The 18,643-nt window shown below is 72.1% G+C and carries 15 protein-coding genes; 7 read left to right on the plus strand and 8 right to left on the minus strand.

Annotated features, from left to right (window positions below; genetic code table 11):
- The first annotated feature begins 122 nt into the window (after nt 1-122).
- On the plus strand, nt 123-1,640 hold the full coding sequence (locus HUT18_RS29875; protein ID WP_176103645.1) for an aldehyde dehydrogenase family protein: 1,518 nt from the start codon (nt 123-125) through the stop codon (nt 1,638-1,640).
- Nucleotides 1,640-2,086, plus strand: coding sequence for a DUF779 domain-containing protein (locus HUT18_RS29880; RefSeq protein ID WP_176103646.1), 447 nt, complete (start codon nt 1,640-1,642; stop codon nt 2,084-2,086). Before HUT18_RS29875 ends, HUT18_RS29880 begins: the two co-directional genes overlap by 1 nt.
- Nucleotides 2,087-2,304: 218 nt before the next feature.
- Here HUT18_RS29880 and HUT18_RS29885 read toward each other — a convergent pair whose 3' ends face one another.
- Nucleotides 2,305-2,958, minus strand: a complete 654-nt coding sequence (locus HUT18_RS29885) for a response regulator transcription factor (RefSeq protein ID WP_176103647.1) — start codon at nt 2,956-2,958, stop codon at nt 2,305-2,307.
- Nucleotides 2,955-4,331, minus strand: coding sequence for a sensor histidine kinase (locus tag HUT18_RS29890; RefSeq protein ID WP_176103648.1), 1,377 nt, complete (start codon nt 4,329-4,331; stop codon nt 2,955-2,957). The genes HUT18_RS29885 and HUT18_RS29890 overlap by 4 nt, the downstream gene beginning before the upstream one ends.
- A 133-nt stretch (nt 4,332-4,464) precedes the next feature.
- On the opposite strand from HUT18_RS29890, the gene HUT18_RS29895 reads away from it, so the two are divergent.
- Both HUT18_RS29895 and HUT18_RS29900 read left to right on the plus strand, forming a co-directional pair.
- Nucleotides 4,465-5,373, plus strand: coding sequence for an ABC transporter ATP-binding protein (locus HUT18_RS29895; protein ID WP_176103649.1), 909 nt, complete (start codon nt 4,465-4,467; stop codon nt 5,371-5,373).
- Nucleotides 5,370-6,245 (plus strand): ABC transporter permease, encoded by an 876-nt coding sequence (locus tag HUT18_RS29900; protein ID WP_176103650.1) that lies wholly within the window; start codon nt 5,370-5,372, stop codon nt 6,243-6,245. Before HUT18_RS29895 ends, HUT18_RS29900 begins: the two co-directional genes overlap by 4 nt.
- Nucleotides 6,246-6,387: 142 nt before the next feature.
- Here HUT18_RS29900 and HUT18_RS29905 read toward each other — a convergent pair whose 3' ends face one another.
- The 5 genes from HUT18_RS29905 to mutA form a co-directional block, all read right to left on the minus strand.
- On the minus strand, nt 6,388-7,164 hold the full coding sequence (locus HUT18_RS29905) for a trypsin-like serine protease (protein ID WP_254878871.1): 777 nt from the start codon (nt 7,162-7,164) through the stop codon (nt 6,388-6,390).
- A 326-nt stretch (nt 7,165-7,490) separates the two neighbouring features.
- Nucleotides 7,491-8,558, minus strand: coding sequence for an enoyl-CoA hydratase/isomerase family protein (locus HUT18_RS29910; RefSeq protein WP_176103652.1), 1,068 nt, complete (start codon nt 8,556-8,558; stop codon nt 7,491-7,493).
- 99 nt (nt 8,559-8,657) lie between these two features.
- A complete protein-coding gene (meaB, locus tag HUT18_RS29915; protein WP_176103653.1) occupies nt 8,658-9,665 on the minus strand; it encodes a methylmalonyl Co-A mutase-associated GTPase MeaB in 1,008 nt (335 codons plus the stop codon).
- A 16-nt stretch (nt 9,666-9,681) separates the two neighbouring features.
- Complete coding sequence (gene scpA, locus HUT18_RS29920) at nt 9,682-11,913, minus strand: methylmalonyl-CoA mutase (protein ID WP_176103654.1); 2,232 nt, start codon at nt 11,911-11,913, stop codon at nt 9,682-9,684.
- Nucleotides 11,913-13,799, minus strand: coding sequence for a methylmalonyl-CoA mutase small subunit (gene mutA / locus HUT18_RS29925; RefSeq protein ID WP_176103655.1), 1,887 nt, complete (start codon nt 13,797-13,799; stop codon nt 11,913-11,915). Before mutA ends, scpA begins: the two co-directional genes overlap by 1 nt.
- Before the next feature lie 573 nt (nt 13,800-14,372).
- On the opposite strand from mutA, the gene rsgA reads away from it, so the two are divergent.
- Nucleotides 14,373-15,515: a ribosome small subunit-dependent GTPase A gene (gene rsgA, locus HUT18_RS29930; RefSeq protein WP_176103656.1), complete on the plus strand. Its 1,143-nt coding sequence runs from the start codon at nt 14,373-14,375 to the stop codon at nt 15,513-15,515.
- Between the two features lie 55 nt (nt 15,516-15,570).
- On the opposite strand, the gene HUT18_RS29935 is transcribed toward rsgA, so the two are convergent.
- Nucleotides 15,571-16,338: an alpha/beta fold hydrolase gene (locus HUT18_RS29935; protein WP_176103657.1), complete on the minus strand. Its 768-nt coding sequence runs from the start codon at nt 16,336-16,338 to the stop codon at nt 15,571-15,573.
- 197 nt (nt 16,339-16,535) lie between these two features.
- On the opposite strand from HUT18_RS29935, the gene HUT18_RS34030 reads away from it, so the two are divergent.
- Nucleotides 16,536-18,101: an AlkA N-terminal domain-containing protein gene (locus HUT18_RS34030; protein ID WP_254878872.1), complete on the plus strand. Its 1,566-nt coding sequence runs from the start codon at nt 16,536-16,538 to the stop codon at nt 18,099-18,101.
- Complete coding sequence (locus HUT18_RS29950) at nt 18,098-18,634, plus strand: methylated-DNA--[protein]-cysteine S-methyltransferase (RefSeq protein WP_176103658.1); 537 nt, start codon at nt 18,098-18,100, stop codon at nt 18,632-18,634. Before HUT18_RS34030 ends, HUT18_RS29950 begins: the two co-directional genes overlap by 4 nt.
- The last annotated feature ends 9 nt before the right edge of the window (nt 18,635-18,643 follow it).

An 18,643-nucleotide genomic window follows, 5' to 3' on the forward strand; every position in this document is an offset into this window, starting at 1 on the left:
CCGCCAACCTCTCACCAACCTCAGCCGTGCACAGTGGCCCCCGGGCGAGGTGCGCGCGGGCGGGCCGCACACGCCGCGCCCGGCAGCCCCGCATCCCCCGCATCGCCCCGAGGAGAGCCGCCATGGTGTACGCGCAGCCGGGAACCGCGTCGAGCCTCGTCACCTTCGACAAGCGCTACGAGAACTTCATCGGCGGCGCCTGGACCGCGCCGGTCCAGGGGCGCTACTTCGACAACACCTCCCCGGTGAGCGGCGAGGTCTTCACCCAGGTCGCCCGGTCCTCCGCCGCGGACGTCGAACTCGCCCTGGACGCCGCGCACGCCGCCGCCGACGCCTGGGGCCGCACCTCCCCGGCCGAGCGGGCCAACCTCCTGAACAAGGTGGCCGACCGTATCGAGGCCGACCTGGAACGCCTCGCCGTCGCGGAGACCTGGGAGAACGGCAAGCCGGTACGGGAGACCCTGGCCGCCGATCTGCCGCTGACGGTGGACCACTTCCGCTACTTCGCGGGCGCCGTACGCGGCCAGGAGGGCAGCATCGCCCAGATCGACGCGGAGACCGTGGCGTACCACTTCCAGGAGCCGCTGGGTGTGGTCGCGCAGATCATCCCGTGGAACTTCCCGATCCTGATGGCCGCCTGGAAGCTCGCGCCCGCGCTCGCGGCCGGGAACTGCGTGGTGATCAAGCCCGCCGAACAGACCCCGGTCAGCCTGCTGTTGGTGATCGAACTGATCGCGGACCTGTTCCCGCCCGGCGTGATCAACGTCGTCAACGGCTTCGGCGTGGAAGCGGGCAAGCCGCTCGCCTCCAGCCCCCGGGTGGCCAAGGTCGCCTTCACGGGCGAGACCACGACCGGGCGCCTGATCATGCAGTACGCCAGCGAGAACATCATCCCGGTCACTCTCGAACTCGGCGGCAAGAGCCCGAACATCTTCCTGCCGGACGTGCTCGACGCGGACGACGACTACCTGGACAAGGCCGTCGAGGGCTTCGTGATGTTCGCCCTCAACCAGGGCGAGGTGTGCACCTGCCCCTCGCGCGCCCTGATCCACTCGTCCATCTACGAGGAGTTCATCGCCCGCTGCGTGGAGCGCACCCGGGCGATACGCGGCGGCAACCCGCTCGACCCGGCCACCATGATCGGCGCCCAGGCCAGCAACGACCAGTACGAGAAGATCCTCGCGTACCTGGACATCGGCCGCCGCGAGGGCGCCGAGGTGCTCACCGGCGGCGGTACGCGCACCGTCGAGGGCCTGGAGGGCGGCTACTACGTCGAGCCGACCATCTTCCGCGGCAGCAACGAGATGCGGATCTTCCAGGAGGAGATCTTCGGGCCGGTCGTCTCGGTGACCACCTTCGACTCCGTCGACGAGGCCCTGAAGATCGCCAACGACACCCTCTACGGGCTCGGCGCGGGAGTGTGGACCCGCAACGGCAACGACGCCTACCGGCTCGGCCGCGAGATCAAGGCGGGCCGGGTGTGGACCAACTGCTACCACGCCTACCCCGCGCACGCGGCCTTCGGCGGCTACAAGAAGTCCGGGATCGGCCGGGAGAACCACAAGATGATGCTCGACCACTACCAGCAGACCAAGAACCTGCTCGTCAGCTACTCGGACCAGAAGCTCGGGTTCTTCTGATGACGGGGTCCGAAGCCGACGGCACCAAGCGCGGCACCGGGCCCGGGCACGAGGTCGTACGGGTCGAACTGACCGATGCCGCCGCCGCGTTGGTGCGCGCCCTGGTCGCGGTCCACGGTCCCGTGATGTTCCACCAGTCCGGCGGCTGCTGCGACGGCAGCGCTCCGATGTGCTACCCGCGCGGCGAGTTCCGGGTCGGCGCCGCCGACGTACTGGTGGGCCTCGTCGAGCGGGACACCCCGTTCTGGATGAGCGCCGACCAGTACGCCCACTGGCAGCACACCCGGCTGACCGTCGACGTGGTGCCGGGCCGGGGCAGCGGCTTCTCGCTGGAGGTCCCCGAAGGCGTCCGGTTCCTGCTCCGCTCACGGCTGTTCACGGACGAGGAGTACGCGCACCTCGCCGGGCAGCCGCCTCTGCCCCGGGGAGACGGCCCGCCCGGTTGAGCGGCGGGCAACGGGCCGGTTCCCCGGCCGGGCGCCGCCGTCCGCTCCGGTGGCCGGGCGGCGGCGCCCCCTTGGTCGTGCGGGGTCCCGGAGTCGGCGCCGGGACCCCGCACCCGGTGGCCGGCACACCTGTACCCGGCACGCAGATCCCCCAACTCCCTGTTGGATCAGGTCTGTTGGCCCAGGCCCGTCCGGATCAACCGCACGCCCGCTCAGTGCTACGGGGCCACCAGGCCCGCCTCGTAGGCGAGGATCACCAGGTGGACGCGGTCGCGCGCGTCGAGCTTGGCGAGCAGCCTGGTCAGATAGGTCTTGGCGGTGGCGACACTGAGGCAGAGCTCTTCGGCGATCTCGGTGTTGGACAGACCCCGGCCCACCAGGGTGAGCACTTCGCGTTCCCGGTTGGTGATGCCGTCGAGTTCCCTTCGCCCGGGCGGCGTCGCGCCGGGGCGGTCCGCGAAATCCTTGATCAGCCTGCGGGTGACACTCGGCGCGATGAGGGCGTCTCCGGCGGCGACGACACGGACGGCGGCCAGGATGTCGTCCAGCGCCATGTCCTTGACCAGGAACCCGGAGGCACCGGCGCGCAGGGCTCCGTAGACATAGTCGTCCTCGTCGAAGGTCGTCAGGACGACAACCCGCGCCGCGCTCGTGCCCGTGGTGATCCGCCGGGTGGCCTCGATGCCGTCCATGCCGGGCATCCGGATGTCCATCACCACCACATCGGGGGCGAGTTCGCCGGTCAGTCGGACCGCTTCGTGCCCGTCGCCCGCCTCGCCCACCACGTGGACGTCCGCGGTGTCGGTGATGACCATGTTCAAGGCCGCGCGAACCAGAGGCTGGTCGTCGGCGAGCAGCACACGGATGCTCATCGGGCTCCCGTCCTCGTAGCGGCTCCGGCCCCGGCTCCGTTCCCGGCACGGGCCCTGGGCGCTGTCGGCACGGGCAGCCGGGCGGTCACCCGGAAGCCGCCCTCCGGACAAGACCCGGCGCTGAACCGGCCGTTCAGCAGGGCGACCCGCTCCCGCATCCCCACCAGCCCCAGTCCGGCGCCCGTGTTCCCGGTGCCGGCCTCTGCCGCCCGCTTCATGTTCGTCGCGCCCTTCTCGTACGTGCCGCCGCCCCGCCCCCGGTCGACGACGTCGACGACGAGTTCGTCCTCGCCGTAGTCGACTCTGACCCGGCAGCAGTCGGCGTTCGCGTGGCGTACGACGTTGGTCACGGCCTCCTGCACTATCCGGAACGCCGCGAGGTCGAGATCCGCCGGGAGCGGACGGGGGGTGCCCTCACGGCTCACCTCCACCCGGACCCCGGCGGCCGTGGTCGTCGCGGCGAGCCGTTCGAGATCCGCCAGGCCGACGGCCGGGCGCAGCGGCGCCGGTGCACGCCGCCGGGGCCCGTCCGGCTCCGGATCCCGGTGGGCGGCGCCCCGCTTCTCGTCCTCTCGGTCCGCTTCGTCCGCCTGCCGCAGTGCGCCCAGCATCCGTCGCAGTCCGGCCAGCGTCTCGCGCCCCACCTGTTCCACGGTGAGTATCGCTGCGCGGGCCTTCGCGGGCTGCGTCTCCATCACCCGGGCCGCGGCACCCGCCTGGAGGGCGATGATGCCGATGCTGTGGGCGACCGTGTCGTGCATCTCGCGGGCGATGCGCAGCCGTTCGGCGGTGACCGCCTCGGCGGCCGCCCTGGCGTGCAACTCGGCGGTGTGGGCCCGGGCTTGATGCACCGAGTTGCCGACGAGCCAGGCGATGACGACGGTCAGAGCGACGAACGGCTCGGAGGCGGTCCCCGATTCGCTTCCGGTGGCCGACCGCAGGAGGAGGTAGCCGGTCAGCACCCCCAGGGCTGCCGACGCCGCCAGGATCGCGGTGCGCCGGGTCCGGGTGGCGGCGACATGGCACAGGGCCAGGTCCGCGCCCAGAAACTGCAGCGGCGGAACCTCGTTCTGCTGCCAGGCCACCGTCGAGACGACCGTACCGGCGAGCACCAGGCCGTACCCCGACGTCGTTCTGTGGCGCAACAGCGCACAGCCGGCCAGAACAAGGAGGAAGGCAAGGGCGAGCAACAGCAGGGCCGCGGGCGAGTCCAGGCCGTCGCGGGGATAGCTCAGGGAGTACTCGTGGCGGGGCGGCAGCACGACGTACTCGATCACCGGCTGTACCGCTGCCGTGCACCACACCAGCGCCGTCCACAGTCCCGGCGGTATGCGCTTGAGCAGCGGCAACGGCGGAGGCGGTGAGGCGGGCATGCCGCGATCGTAAGGGGGTGCGGGCGACCGGTCATCGGCCCCCGGTCGTACAACCTGGGTCGACATCCGCGCCCGGCGATTGTCCACGCGGGTCCGACGACGAGCGGGAACGCCGGACGGCACTGTGGGCACCGTGATCGAAGTCAAGGCACTCACCAAGCGATACGGCGCCACCACGGCCGTCAAGGATCTGACCTTCAGTGTGCGTCCCGGCGAAGTGACCGGGTTCCTCGGGCCGAACGGCTCCGGAAAGAGCACCACGTTGCGGATGATCCTCGGCCTGACCGAGCCCACCGGCGGCTCGGTCACCATCGACGGCCGGCCGTTCCGCGACCGCCCGCGCGGCCTGCGTCATGCCGGCTCGCTGCTCGACGCGCACGACGTGCACGGCGGGAGGAGCGCGGCGGCGCATCTGTACGCACTGGCGCGCGGCAACCGCATCCCGCGGCACCGGGTCGAGCAGGTGCTGCGCGAGGTCGGCCTTGCCGACGCCGCCCGGCGCCGCGTCGGCGGCTTCTCGCTCGGTATGAAACAACGGCTCGGTATCGCCTCCGCCCTGCTCGGCGACCCACCCGTGCTGCTCTTCGACGAGCCGCTCAACGGCCTTGACCCGGAAGGGGTGCAGTGGGTGCGTGGGCTGTTCAGGGGGCTCGCGCGGGAGGGCCGCACCGTGTTCGTCTCCAGCCATCTGATGTCGGAGATGGAGCACACCGCGGACCGCCTGATCGTGATCGGCCGTGGCGAACTGCTCGCCGCCCAGAGCCTCGCGGAGTTCTCGGCCCGTGGCGACCGGCGCAGCGTCACCGTGACCACGCCCGCCGCGGCCGCCCTGCGCGAACTGCTGACCGCCGAGGGCGCCACCGTGCGAGGCGAGGGCGAGCAGCTCACCGTGACCGGCCTGTCCGCCGTACGGATCGGCGAGATCGCCCGCCGCCACGGCCTGCCCCTGCACGAACTCAGCACCCGCTCCGCCTCGCTGGAGGAGGCCTTCATGGAGCTCACCGCCGACAGTGTCCAGTTTTCCGGAGGAGACCCCCGGTGACCGCGCAAACCCCCACGACGACCGACGTCACCGGCGGCGAGCCCGCCGCCCGTGAACCCGGCGTCCGCCAACTCCCCGCCCGTTTCCGTGACGTGGTCGCCGCCGAGTGGATCAAACACCGGTCGCTGCGCTCCACCTGGATCGCGTACGGGGCCACCGCCCTGGCCGTCGTCGGCGTCAACGCCGGTACCGCCTACGACACGTACAGCCACTGGACGGAGCGGACGTCGAGGGACCGTGCGTCCTTCATCGCTGACGGCATCCCTCTTCAGGAGGCGTTCACCGCGAACGGGGCCCTCCTGATGGCGCTGGCCCTCGGTGCCATCGGCGCTGTGGTGATCGTCGGGGAGTTCAGCACGGGAAGTGTCCGGACGACGTTCGCGGCGGTTCCGGACCGGCGTGCGGTGATGGCGGCCAAGGCCGTTGTCGTGGCGGTGGTGACGACCCTCTTCGGCGTGGTCGTCTCCGGGGTCTCGTTCGCCGTGACGCAGGCGATTCTCGAACGCAGGGACGCGGGCGTCTTTCTGGGCGAACCGGGAGCCCTCCGGGTCGTGCTGGCATCGGCCCTGCTCGCCCCGGTGTGCGCGCTCGCCGGACTCGCGCTCGGCGCCGTCGTCCGGCACACGGCTGCCACCCTGATCATCACCGTGGTGGTCGTCCTGGTCCTGCCGCTGTTCCTGACCGACGGCCGCCGCTGGTCGGCGGTGGCCGGGCACACCCTGCCCTACAAGGCGTGGCTCCGGCTCGTGGACATCCACTACGCGCCGCCCGCCTATCCCTGGAGCACCGGCGGGGCGTGGACCGTCTACGCGGTGTGGGCCTGCGCCGCCGTTGTACTCGCCGTCGTCGGTGTCCACCGGCGGGACCAGTGAGGAGCCCGGCACGCACCTGCCCGTCGGGCTAACGGCCGGCTCCCCGTCCGGGCCGCCGCCCACTCCGGTGGCTGGGTGCCGACGCTCCCTTGGTCGTACGGGGTCCCGGAGTCGGCGCCGGGACCCCGCACCTGGCGGCGGGTCAGAGCTTTCCGGCGGCCTCGGCTATCTCCTCGGCGAAGTGCGAGACGTCCGTGTAGATGCCGGGGTACTTCGGATCGCCGCACCCCTGACCCCAGGAGACGATGCCCACCTGGACGAGCGCGCCCGCCTCGTCCTTGCGGAACATCGGGCCGCCCGAGTCGCCCTGGCAGGAGTCGATGCCGCCCTTGCCCACATAACCGGCGCACAGCTCGGTCGTCGGCTTCAGCTTGTCGCCGTACGCCTTCTCGCAGGTGGCGTCGTCGACAAAGGGAACAGTGGCCTTCAGCAGGTGCCGCTGGCGTTCGCCCTTGGCATCGGCGCCCCACCCGGCGATGGTGAACTCGCCGTCGTTGTACGTGTCGTCGGTGGCGATGGGCAGCGTGGGCAGGTCGAGGGGCTTCTCCAGCTTGATCAGCCCCCAGTCCTGGCCGAGCGGTTCGCCGGAGGGGCGCAGAACCTCGGTGGACTTGACCTTCAGCGCGTCGGGGCTCTCCAGGTCGTTGGTGCCCGCCGTGACCGTGATGGAGGTGTCCGGGCCGGATTCGGGCAGGCAGTGGGCGGCGGTGAGGACGATGTCCTTCGTGTACATGGCTCCGCCGCAGTCCACCGAAAGATGGACCAGGAACGGGAATTCGCCCTGGGCGGCCGGTGTCCCGCCGACGATGGGCTTGGGGGCTGCCTGCGCGGACAGCGGCTGGAGGGAGACCGCGGCAAGGGCCACCGCACTCGCGGCGAGCAGCTTGCGGCCGGGGCCGCGGGGGTCGAGGAGCTTCAAGGCGCTTCCTTTCGTGGGGGGTTGCCCACGGCAGCCCGGACGGGCCGCAGTGTGGGAAGGGGGTTCGCCCTGCGGGGGAAGGGGGCGCCAGGCTGCCGGAGGCATGCACGAGTATCTGGCCCGCGCTCCGGGGCGGGCATCACAGCCGCCCATCGAAAGCCCATCGAAAGCCCGGCGATTGCCGGAGGACGGATGCCATCTGCCGTGCGGCAGGCGGGAGTTGGGCGCGGCGGGCGCCCCCGTACCCGTACGCGGCCACCGAACCATACGCGGCCGCCGGACCCGACCCGCGTGCGTCCGGTCGGGCGGCGGTCAAGTCCCGGACGTCAGAAGGTGAGTTCGTCCCGGCCCTCGGCAAGCGGCCCGAAGTGACGCTCCACCGTCTCCGCGTCGACCTCCTCCAGGGCCGCCGGGGACCACCGGGGCCGCCGGTCCTTGTCGACCACCTGGGCCCGGACGCCCTCCACCAGGTCGGCCGAATCCAGGGTCGCGCACGAGACGCGGAACTCCTGGACCAGGACCTGTTCCAGGGAGTCGGTCCGGTGGGCCCGGCGTACCGCTTCGAGGGTGACCTTGAGCGAGGTGGGCGACTTCGCGAGCAGGGTCTCGGCGGTCTCCTTGGCCTCCGGCAGGCGGGTGGCGAGGAGGCGGGCGACGATCTCCTCCACGGTGGGCGCCGCGTAGCAGTGGTCGATCCACTCGCGCTGCCGGGCGAGTACGCCCTCGGGTGCGTCGGCCCGGTACCGCTCGACGACCTCCTGGGCTCCTTCACGCGCCAAGTCCTCGGTGAGCGCGTCCAGTTGGCCGGAGGGCACGAAGTGGTCGGCCAGGCCGCACAGCAGGACGTCCGCCGCGCCGACCGGGAGGCCGGTGAGGGCCAGATGCGTACCGAGTTCGCCGGGCGCGCGGCTCAGAAGGTAGGTGCCGCCGACGTCCGGGACGAAGCCGATACCGGTCTCCGGCATGGCGACGCGGGAGCGTTCGGTGACGATCCGCAGACTGCCGTGGGCGGAGACGCCGACGCCGCCGCCCATCACGATGCCGTCCATCAGGGCGACGTACGGCTTCGGGTAGCGGGCGATCCGGGCGTTGAGACGGTACTCGTCGCGCCAGAACTCCCGTGCCCGATCGCCGCCTTGGAGGGCCGACTCGCGGATCGCGCGGATGTCCCCGCCCGCGCACAACCCGCGCTCGCCCGCGCCGGAGATCAGCACGGTCGCGAGCGCGGGATCGTCCGCCCAGGCGGCCAGGGTCTCGTCCAGGCGCAGCACCATGGCATGGGTGAGGGCGTTGATCGCCCTCGGCCGGTTGAGGACGAGGTGCCCCAAGTGCCCCTCGGTGCGCGGGAGTACGGGTTCCTCGGCTGCCCCGGTTCGCTCTGGGGTGGTCGTCACCGGCTCGCGGTCCTCTCTGCCGGACGGATACCGCGGGTCACTGCCCGGGGTTCACGTCACTGTGCCGTGCCCTGCTCGCGGATCACTGTAGGGCGCCGCTCACAGGCCGCGTCCCGCCGCCTCCGGCCCGCCGAAGGCCTCCAGAAGCCGCTGCGCGGCCAGGCTCGCGGTCAACTCGCCGTTCCGTACGCCCAGTTCGACCTCCGGGGTCAGACGGCGCACCTCGGGATGCTCGCGCATCCGGGTGAGCAGTTGCTCGCGCACCATCGACCAGGTCCAGTCGACCTGCTGCTCGCGGCGCTTGGCCGTGAGCCGGTCCGTCGACTCCAGGAGGGTGCGGTGCTGTTCGAGGCGTTCCCACAGCGTGTCCAGGCCGGAGCCCTCGCGGGCGCTGCAGGTCAGCACGGGCGGCGTCCAGGCGGCGTCGGCGGGCTGCATCAGGCGCAGCGCGCCCGCCAGTTCACGCGCCGCCGCCTTGGCGTCGCGCTCGTGCGGCCCGTCCGCCTTGTTCACCGCGACGACGTCGGACATCTCCAGGACGCCCTTCTTGATGCCCTGCAACTGGTCGCCGGTACGGGCCAGGGTGAGCATCAGGAAGGTGTCGACCATATTGGCGACGGCCGTCTCGGACTGGCCGACTCCGACGGTCTCCACCAGGATCACGTCGTACCCGGCCGCCTCCATGACCACGATGGTCTCCCGGGTGGCCCGGGCCACCCCGCCGAGCGTGCCCGCGCTCGGCGAGGGCCGCACAAAGGCCGCCGGGTCCACCGCGAGGCGCTCCATCCTGGTCTTGTCGCCCAGGATCGAGCCGCCGGTACGGGTGGAGGACGGGTCCACCGCGAGCACCGCCACCCGGTGCCCGAGCCCGGTGAGCATGGTGCCGAGCGCGTCGATGAAGGTGGACTTGCCGACGCCGGGCACACCGGTGATACCGATACGGCGTGCCCGGCCCGAGTGCGGCAGCAGCTCGATCAACAGGCGCTGGGCCAGCTCCCGGTGATCGGGCCGCGTCGATTCCACGAGGGTGATGGCCCGGGCGATGAACGCCCGCGACCCTTCGAGTACACCCTTCGCATAGCTGTCGAGGTCGATGGCACGCTTCACAGGCCGCGGCACCGGATCACAGCTCGTGGCCGAGCCCGGCGGCCAGGCCCGTGAGGAGGTCGTACGCGGCGTCCGGGATGACCGTGCCCGGCGGGAAGACGGCCGCCGCGCCCATCTCACGGAGCGTCTCGACGTCCTGCGGCGGGATGACACCGCCCACCACGATCGTGATGTCCTCCCGGCCCGCCTCGGCGAGCTCCTTGCGCAGCGCGGGCACCAGCGTCAGGTGTCCGGCCGCCAGCGAGGAGACGCCGACGATGTGCACGTCCGCCTCGACGGCCTGCCGCGCCACCTCGGCCGGGGTCTGGAACAGCGGGCCGACGTCGACGTCGAAGCCGAGGTCGGCGAACGCGGTCGCGATGACCTTCTGGCCGCGGTCGTGACCGTCCTGGCCCATCTTGGCGACCAGGATGCGCGGCCGCCGCCCCTCGGCCTCCTCGAAGGCCTCCACCAGCTTGCGTGTGCGTTCCACGGAAGGTGACGTCCCTGCCTCGTCCCGGTAGACACCGGAGATGGTACGGATCTGGCCCGCGTGGCGCCCGTACACCTTCTCCAGGGCGTCGGAGATCTCGCCGACGGTGGCCTTGGCGCGGGCCGCGTCCACCGCCAGGGCGAGCAGGTTGCCCTCCAGACCGCCGCCGGGCTGGGAACCGGCCTCGGCCGCCGCGGTCAGCGCGCGCAGCGCGTCCTGGCACACCGCCTCGTCGCGCTCGGCGCGCAGCCGCCGCAGCTTCTCGATCTGCTGCTGGCGCACCGAGGAGTTGTCGACCTTGAGCACGTCGATCTGCTCGTCGCTGGCCACGCGGTACTTGTTGACGCCGATGACCGGCTGGCGGCCGGAGTCGATCCGCGCCTGGGTACGGGCCGCGGCCTCCTCCACGCGGAGCTTGGGAATGCCCGCGTCGATGGCCTTGGCCATGCCGCCCGCCTTCTCCACCTCTTCGATGTGCTGCCAGGCGCGGCGGGCCAGGTCGTGGGTGAGGCGCTCGATGTAGGCGCTGCCGCCCCACGGGTCGATGACCCGGCAGGTGCCCGACTCCTGCTGGAGCAGGATCTGCGTGTTGCGGGCGATCCGCGCGGAGAAGTCGGTGGGCAGGGCCAGCGCCTCGTCGAGGGCGTTGGTGTGCAGCGACTGGGTGTGGCCCTGGGTCGCCGCCATCGCCTCGACACAGGTACGGGTGACGTTGTTGAACACGTCCTGCGCGGTGAGCGACCAGCCGGAGGTCTGCGAATGGGTGCGCAGCGAGAGGGACTTGACGTTCTTCGGCTCGAACTGCTTCACCAGCTTCGCCCACAGCAGGCGCGCCGCGCGGAGCTTGGCGACCTCCATGAAGAAGTTCATGCCGATCGCCCAGAAGAACGAGAGCCGCGGCGCGAACGCGTCCACGTCGAGGCCCGCTTCCATGCCGGCCCGCAGGTACTCCACGCCGTCCGCGAGGGTGTACGCCAGCTCCAGGTCGGCCGTGGCTCCGGCCTCCTGGATGTGGTAGCCGGAGATGGAGATCGAGTTGTAGCGCGGCATCTTCTGCGAGGTGTACGCGAAGATGTCGGAGATGATCCGCATCGAGGGCTGCGGCGGATAGATGTAGGTGTTGCGGACCATGAACTCTTTGAGGATGTCGTTCTGGATGGTCCCCGCCAGCTTCTCCGGCGGCACCCCCTGCTCCTCGGCGGCCACGATGTACAGCGCGAGCACCGGAAGCACCGCGCCGTTCATGGTCATCGACACACTCATCTTGTCCAGCGGGATGCCGTCGAAGAGCTGGCGCATGTCGTAGATCGAGTCGATGGCCACACCGGCCATGCCGACGTCGCCGGTGACCCGCGGGTGGTCACTGTCGTAACCGCGGTGCGTGGGCAGGTCGAAGGCGACCGAGAGGCCCTTCTGACCGGCGGCCAGGTTGCGGCGGTAGAAGGCGTTGGACTCCTCGGCGGTGGAGAAGCCCGCGTACTGCCGGATCGTCCAGGGCTGGTTGACGTACATCGTCGGGTACGGGCCGCGCAGGTACGGGGCCACACCCGGGTACGTGCCCAGGAAGTCCAGGCCCTCCAGGTCCTCGCCGGTGTACAGCGGCTTGACGCCGATGCCCTCCGGGGTCTCCCAGAGCAGGTCGGCCTCGCTCTTGCCGGTGCTCTCGCGCACCGCGTCCTGCCAGTCGGCGAGCGTGGCGCCGGACTGCTCGTCCGCGTCGAGGCCGACCTCCGAGAAATTGGGAATGGGGCTCGGCTGCCCCGCCCTTGCCGACATCACGCGACACCCATCTGATCGAGAACCGAGGAGAGGACGGCGACCACGTCGCTGCCCACGAAGACGAACTCGTCGACTCCGGCCCGCTCGTACGCCGTACGCGCCTCGCCGGGCCGGCCCGCGAGGAACACCCGCCGGGCGCCCGCCGACTTCAGTTCCTTGGCGACCGCCTCGGCCTGCTCCGCGTACAGCGTGTCGCTGGAGCACAGACAGGCGATCGTGGCGCCGCTCGCCGTGTACGCGGCGGCGGCGCTCGCGGCGTCGACCGTCACCGGCTCGTGCACCGGCTCGATGCCCGCGGTCCGGAAGAAGTTCGAGGCGAAGCTCGCGCGCGCGGTGTGCGCCGCGGCGCTGCCGAGCGCGGCGAGGAAGACCCGCGGCCGGGCGCCGGTGGCGGCCAGGTGCGCGTCGGAGCGGGCCCGCAGCGCCTCGAAGGCCTCGTCGCGGCGTACCCGCGGAAGGCCGCCTCCGAGCGGCGCGGGCGCGGGCTCGCGCTCGACCGGCTGCTCGTCCAGGTGCGGGAACTCGCTGACACCGGTGACCGGTTCGCGGCGCTTGGCCAGCTTGGCCGAGCGCTCCTGCCAGGTCGCCGCGAGACGCTCGGCGACCAGGCCCGAGCGCAGCGCGGCCAGTTGACCGCCCGCCCGCTCGATCTCCTGGAACCAGGCCCAGGCCGCCCTGGCCAGTTCCTCGGTGAGCTGCTCCACGTACCAGGAGCCGCCCGCCGGGTCGACGACCCGGGCCAGATGCGACTCCTCGATCAGGATGGAGGAGGTGTTGCGGGCGATACGGCGGGCGAAGGCGTCCGGCAGGCCGAGCGCGCTGTCGAAGGGGAGCACGGTCACCGCGTTCGCGCCGCCGACACCGGCGCCGAGACAGGCGACGGTGGTCCGCAGCATGTTCACCCACGGGTCGCGGCGCGTCATCATCACCGGCGAGGTGACCGCGTGCTGGTGCTGCGCACCGGTACCGGCCGGAGCGCCGCTCACCTCGGCGACGCGGGCCCAAAGCCTGCGCGCGGCACGGAACTTGGCGATGGTCAGGAACTGGTCCGCGCTCGCCGCGTAGCGGAACTCCAGCTGTGCGAGGGCCGATTCGACGGACAGGCCCGCCTCGGTCAGCTCGCGCAGATAGGCGACGCCGGTGGCCAGCGAGCAGCCGAGCTCCTGTGCGGCCGAGCCGCCCGCCTCGTGGTACGGCAGCGCGTCCACGGTGACCGTACGGACCTTGGGGTACTCGCGGGCGCACAGCGCGGCGAGTTCACGGGTCTCGGCGAGGCGCCGGTCCAGGCCGTCCTCGCTGCCGGTGCGGGCCACCCGGCCGACCGGGTCGGCGCCGAGGCTGCCGAGCGCGGCTTCCTTGGGCACACCGCGGTCCGCGTACAGCGCGAGCAGGGCGCGGGCGGCCTCGCCCGCGTCGCCGTCGGTGTCCAGGACGACCGGGGCGAGGTCCAGGTAGACGCCGTCGAGCGCGGTGGCCAGGCCGGAGACCGGTACGCCGCCGGGGCCGACCGTGAGCCAGACCGAGGTGACGCCGTTCTCCAGGTCGGCGAGAATCGCCTCGTTGGCGAGCTTCGGGTCGGGCTGCGCGTGGCGCTGGCGCACGTCCCAGCTCTCGACCGTGTTGCCCTCGGGCCGCGAGCCCCGCAGGAAGCTGCCGAAGCCCGGCACACCGACCGGGCCGGAGCCGTCCTCCGCGGTGTACAGCGGCTGGACGGTCAGACCGTCCTCGAGTCGCGTGGCGAGGGCGTCCTCGGCATCTTTTCCGTGGACGTCCTCCTTGCCCGTCTTGCGCAGTACGCCTTCTACGAGACGCTGCCACTGTTCGCGGGAGGCATCGGGAAAGTCGGCAGCCAGGCCGAGTTCGTCGTCGGGGAGCGCGGTCATGCGGCACAGGCTAGGGGAGTGGCCAGCCGAGAAGCAGTGGTGACCCCTGTGACCTTCCCCTCCTTGAAAGGCGGGTGAGCTGGTGCTTGTCGCCCTGTGTCATGACTACCGGACAGTCGGCAGTAGGGGGTCGGACGGGTGCGGCAGGGGAGCGTGCGGAGGTTTTCGCCTCGGCGGATGTCAAGCGAAGCGGACGGCGTCGGTCACTTGCAGGAGGGGTCCGGAGTCCGCCCGACGGCACGGGCGTTCGTATAGCGGACGCCGGAAGAAACGGCGCCTCGCGGAGGTCCCGCGCGGTCGTTGTACGGCGGTTGACGGCGGGCGCGGTTAATTGTGTGGCGCGGTGCGAGGGGACCCCTCTAGAGTGAGCGCGTTCGCAGGGCGGCAGAGAGCCGTCCCCGGTACGAAGAAGGACCCAGGAGGTGTGACCAATGGCTGTTGCCGCGACGGGCGCTGCCCGCATCCAGGAGCTCATCCATCCCACCTCCGTGGCCACCGGCTGACACTCGTCACCACCGCGCGCAAGGCGCGCGCTCCCGGGGCCACCTCGTCACCCCGAACAGGTGCCTTGTAGTGAATCTCTCTTCTGCCCGATCCTCTTCGACCGCTCGACCCTCCTCCCCCCAACTCCCCTCCGCCGCGGACGCCTTGGCCCCCTACGGCTGGGACGACGGCTGGGCGGAGGCATTCGCCCCGTACGCGGCGCAGGGTCTGCTCCCCGGCCGTGTCGTCCGCGTCGACCGCGGCCACTGCGACCTCGCCACCGCCGAGGGTCCGGTACGGGCCGACACGGCGTACGTCACCCCGCACGATCCGCTCCGGGTGCTGTGCACCGGGGACTGGGCCGCCGTCGACCCCGCCGGTGACCCCCGGTTCGTACGGGCCTACCTGGAGCGCCGCACCTCGTTTGTGCGCTCCACCTCCTCCAAGCGCTCGGAGGGGCAGATCCTGGCGGCCAACGTCGACCATGTGATCATCGCCGTCTCGCTCGCCGGTGAGCTCGACCTCGGCCGCATCGAGCGCTTCCTGGCCCTCGCCTGGGAATCCGGGGCCACTCCCGTGCTCGTACTCACCAAGTGCGATCTCGTACCGGACCAAGTGACCCGGTCCCATCTGGTGCAGGACGCCGAACTGACCGCGCCCGGCGTCCAGGTGCTGCCCGTCAGCGCCCGGCTCGGCGAGGGCATCGACGTACTCGCCGCCGTCGTCGCGGGCGGCACCACGGCCCTGCTCGGGCAGTCCGGCGCGGGCAAGTCGACGCTGGCCAACGCCCTGCTCGGCGAGGACGTGATGGAGGTGCAGGCCACCCGCGACGTGGACAACAAGGGCCGCCACACCACGACCACCCGCAATCTGCTCGTACTGCCGGGCGGCGGCGTGCTCATCGACACCCCCGGGCTGCGCGGTGTCGGACTGTGGGACGCGGGGCACGGCGTCGGCCAGGTGTTCTCGGAGATCGAGGACCTCGGGGCGCGGTGCAGGTTCCACGACTGCGCCCACGAGGCCGAACCGGGCTGCGCGGTGCTCGCCGCCGTCGAGGACGGCAGCCTCCCGGTCCGCAGGCTGGACAGCTACCGCAAGCTCATGCGCGAGAACCGCCACATCGTCGCCAAGACCGACGCCCGGATGCGGGCGCAGATGCGGCGCGAGTGGAAGGCGATCAGCGCACAGGGGCGGATGAACGGGGAGATGAAGCGGGGGCGGTACTCCCGCTGAGGGCGGGGCCGGGGCGGGCCAGCGCCGCCGCCCCGGCCCGGCTCCCCGCCGGGTGTCAGGCCGCCAGCGCCGCCGCCGTGGCCCGGGCGAAGCCGTCCGGGTTGTCCAGCATGATGTTGTGCCCGCAGTCCGGGACCGGGACCACGGCCACTCCGGCCTCGGTGAGCGCGTCAGCGCCCGGGAACGGGCCGTCGGCCTCGGGGAGCAGATAGGTGCGGGGGATCTTCAGGTCCAGCAGGAGTTCGCGCATGGTGGGGACGGTGCCGCGGGTGAGGTGGACCGCGCTGCGGTGCAGGGCCTCCCGTCCCGCCAGGCGCATCGTGGACCACCAGTGGGCACCGGCCCGGTCCCGGACGGCCTCCCAGCCGCCCGCCAGGAACTCCCGCTCGGAGTACGCGGCGATGCCGCCGCTGCCCGAGTCGCCGTGCCGGGGTGTGATCGGGTCGAGGTTGGAGTCGATCAGGACCAGGCGCGAGACGAGGTGCGGGTGCCGGGCGGCGAGGACGACGGCCACCGAGCCGCCCATGCTGTGCGCGATCAGCTCCGCGTCGGCGACTTCCGCGGCGGTCAGGGCCGCGGCGAGGGCGTCGGCATGGGCTTCAAGGGTGTAGTCGAAGCCGGTCGGCCGGTCGCTGATGCCGTGCCCGAGCAGGTCGATCAGCAGCGAACGGTGTCCGGCGAGCAGCGGGTGGACGGCGACCGCCGCGAAGTAGGCGGGCGAGGTCGCGCCCAATCCATGGACGTAGACGCGAGACGGCTCCCGTCCCGGCAACTCGGCCCAGCGGATCCGGTCGCCCTCGGGCGTCACGATGGCGTCGCGCACGGTCTGCTCCCCCTGTAGGTACTACGGATGCATCTACTACGAATGCGTCCACGGATGCCTGTACTACGGACATTCCAGCTCGGTGGAGAGGTGAGCACAGCCCTCGGGGCTTGCCGCCTCGCCACCCTCCCCAACCACCCGACGCGATGTCCGATTCCCGCCAGCCCGACCTTCGCCCCGGGCGCACACTGGGAGACATGATCGATGAGGAGACGGGCTACGAGGCGGTGCGCAGCCGTGATGCGCGGTTCGACGGGGTGTTCTTCTTCGCCGTCGCGACCACTGGCATCTACTGCCGTCCCAGCTGCCCGGCCGTCACCCCGAAACGGCGCAACGTGCGCTTCTACCCGACGGCCGCCGCGGCCCAGCACTCCGGGTTCCGTGCCTGCCGTCGCTGCCGCCCCGACGCTGCCCCCGGCTCGGCCGCGTGGGACCAGCGGGCCGATGTCGTCGGCCGTGCGATGCGGATGATCGGCGACGGGGTGGTGGACCGCGAGGGTGTGTCCGGGCTCGCGGTGCGCCTCGGCTACAGCACGCGTCAGGTGCAGCGCCAGCTCACCACCGAACTCGGGGCGGGTCCGGTCGCCCTCGCCCGCGCCCAACGCGCCCACACGGCAAGGGTGTTGCTCCAGACCACCGGACTGCCGGTCACCGAGATCGCCTTCGCCTCGGGTTTCGCGAGCGTCCGCCAGTTCAACGACACGATGCGGGCGGTGTACGACACCACTCCGACCGGTCTGCGCGGCAAGTCCGCCCAGCGGCGGGCCGGTTCGGCCCGGGGCAACCGTCGCGGTCCGAACGGTCACGGCGCCTCCGTGGTGGTGGACCACCGTCCGGCAGCACATGCCGAACCCGCCGAAACCGCAGCCGGAGCCGACGACGTCCACGGTGCGCACGACGCTCACCGCGCGCACGACCCTCACGCCGCGCGCGGTGCGACCGCCCACCCCGGCCGCTACGCCGCGGGCATCCCCCTCCGCCTCGCCCACCGCGGCCCCTACCAGGCCGCCCCCGTCTTCGACCTGCTCGCCCGCGAAGCCCTGCCCGGCATCGAGGAGGTGACCGGCGACCACGGCGCCCGCACCTACCGGCGTACGCTGCGGCTGCCGCACGGCACCGGGATCGTGGCCGTGGCCGAGCGCACCGGCACGAGCGCCGGGACGGGCGCCGCGCACCCCGGCGGCTGGCTCGAAGCACGGCTGCACCTGACCGATCTGCGGGACCTCACCACCGCCGTACACCGGCTGCGGCGCCTCTTCGACCTGGACGCGGACCCCTTCGCGGTGGACGAACGCCTGGGCGCCGACCCGCGGTTGGCGCCGCTGGTCGCGGCCCGCCCCGGGCTGCGCTCGCCGGGCGCGGCCGAACCCGAGGAGTACGCGGTACGCGCCCTCGCGGGCCCGGCCGTCGCCGCGCGGCTGCTCGCCGAGTACGGCACCGAACTGGAGCGGCCCTGCGGCAGCCTCACCCATCTCTTCCCCGCGCCCGCCGACCTCGCGGGGGTCGAAGGCCCGGTGGGCGCGCTCGCCGGGGCGCTGGCCGACGGCTCGCTGCGCCTCGACGCGGGCGCCGACCGCGAGGAGGCGCACCGCGCCCTGCTCGCGGTGCCGGGCCTGGACGCGCGCACCGCCGCACTGATCCGCACCCGGGCACTGTCCGACCCCGATGTCCCGGTCCCCGGTGAGCAACTGCCCGAGACCTGGCGACCCTGGCGTTCCTACGCACGCCAACACCTGTACACAGAACGGGAGTTCAGCTCATGACCAGCACCGCACCCCGGTCCGCGGCAGACCGCCGTCCGGCCGCGGCGGGCCTCACGTACTACACCGTGCTCGACAGTCCGGTGGGCGAACTGCTGCTGACGGCAACGGAGTCGGGCGCCCTCACCTCCCTGTCCGTACCGGGGCAGAAGGGCGGACGCACCCTCCAGCCCGGCTGGCAGCGCCGCCCCGAGGTCTTCACCGCGGCGCGGGAACAGCTCGCCGCCTACTTCGCCGGTGAACTCACCGCGTTCCACCTGCCGTTGGCGACCAACGGCAGCACCTTCCGCGAGCAGGTGTGGGCCGCCCTGGACGAGGTCCCGTACGGCTCGACCACCAGCTACGGCGCCCTCGCCGCCGGGATCGGCGCCTCCCGGGCCGCTGTCCGCGCGGTCGGCGGCGCCATCGGCGCCAACCCGCTCCTCATCGTGCGCCCGTGCCACCGCGTCATCGGCGCGGACGGTTCACTGACCGGCTACGCGGGCGGACTTGAGCGCAAACGACTGCTGCTCGATCTCGAGGGAGCCGAGGTCTGAGGCGCGGCT

This window comes from Streptomyces sp. NA04227, from assembly GCF_013364195.1.
Classification (GTDB): domain Bacteria; phylum Actinomycetota; class Actinomycetes; order Streptomycetales; family Streptomycetaceae; genus Streptomyces.

What these genes read in the sequence shown, in the direction of transcription:
- HUT18_RS29875 (WP_176103645.1), top strand. Translation starts at nt 123, where the DNA reads ATGGTGTACGCGCAGCCGGGAACCGCGTCGAGCCTCGTCACCTTCGAC.
- mutA (WP_176103655.1), bottom strand. Translation starts at nt 13,799, where the DNA reads ATGACCGCGCTCCCCGACGACGAACTCGGCCTGGCTGCCGACTTTCCC.
- HUT18_RS29880 (WP_176103646.1), top strand. Translation starts at nt 1,640, where the DNA reads ATGACGGGGTCCGAAGCCGACGGCACCAAGCGCGGCACCGGGCCCGGG.
- HUT18_RS29885 (WP_176103647.1), bottom strand. Translation starts at nt 2,958, where the DNA reads ATGAGCATCCGTGTGCTGCTCGCCGACGACCAGCCTCTGGTTCGCGCG.
- HUT18_RS29950 (WP_176103658.1), top strand. Translation starts at nt 18,098, where the DNA reads ATGACCAGCACCGCACCCCGGTCCGCGGCAGACCGCCGTCCGGCCGCG.
- scpA (WP_176103654.1), bottom strand. Translation starts at nt 11,913, where the DNA reads ATGTCGGCAAGGGCGGGGCAGCCGAGCCCCATTCCCAATTTCTCGGAG.
- HUT18_RS29890 (WP_176103648.1), bottom strand. Translation starts at nt 4,331, where the DNA reads ATGCCCGCCTCACCGCCTCCGCCGTTGCCGCTGCTCAAGCGCATACCG.
- HUT18_RS34030 (WP_254878872.1), top strand. Translation starts at nt 16,536, where the DNA reads ATGATCGATGAGGAGACGGGCTACGAGGCGGTGCGCAGCCGTGATGCG.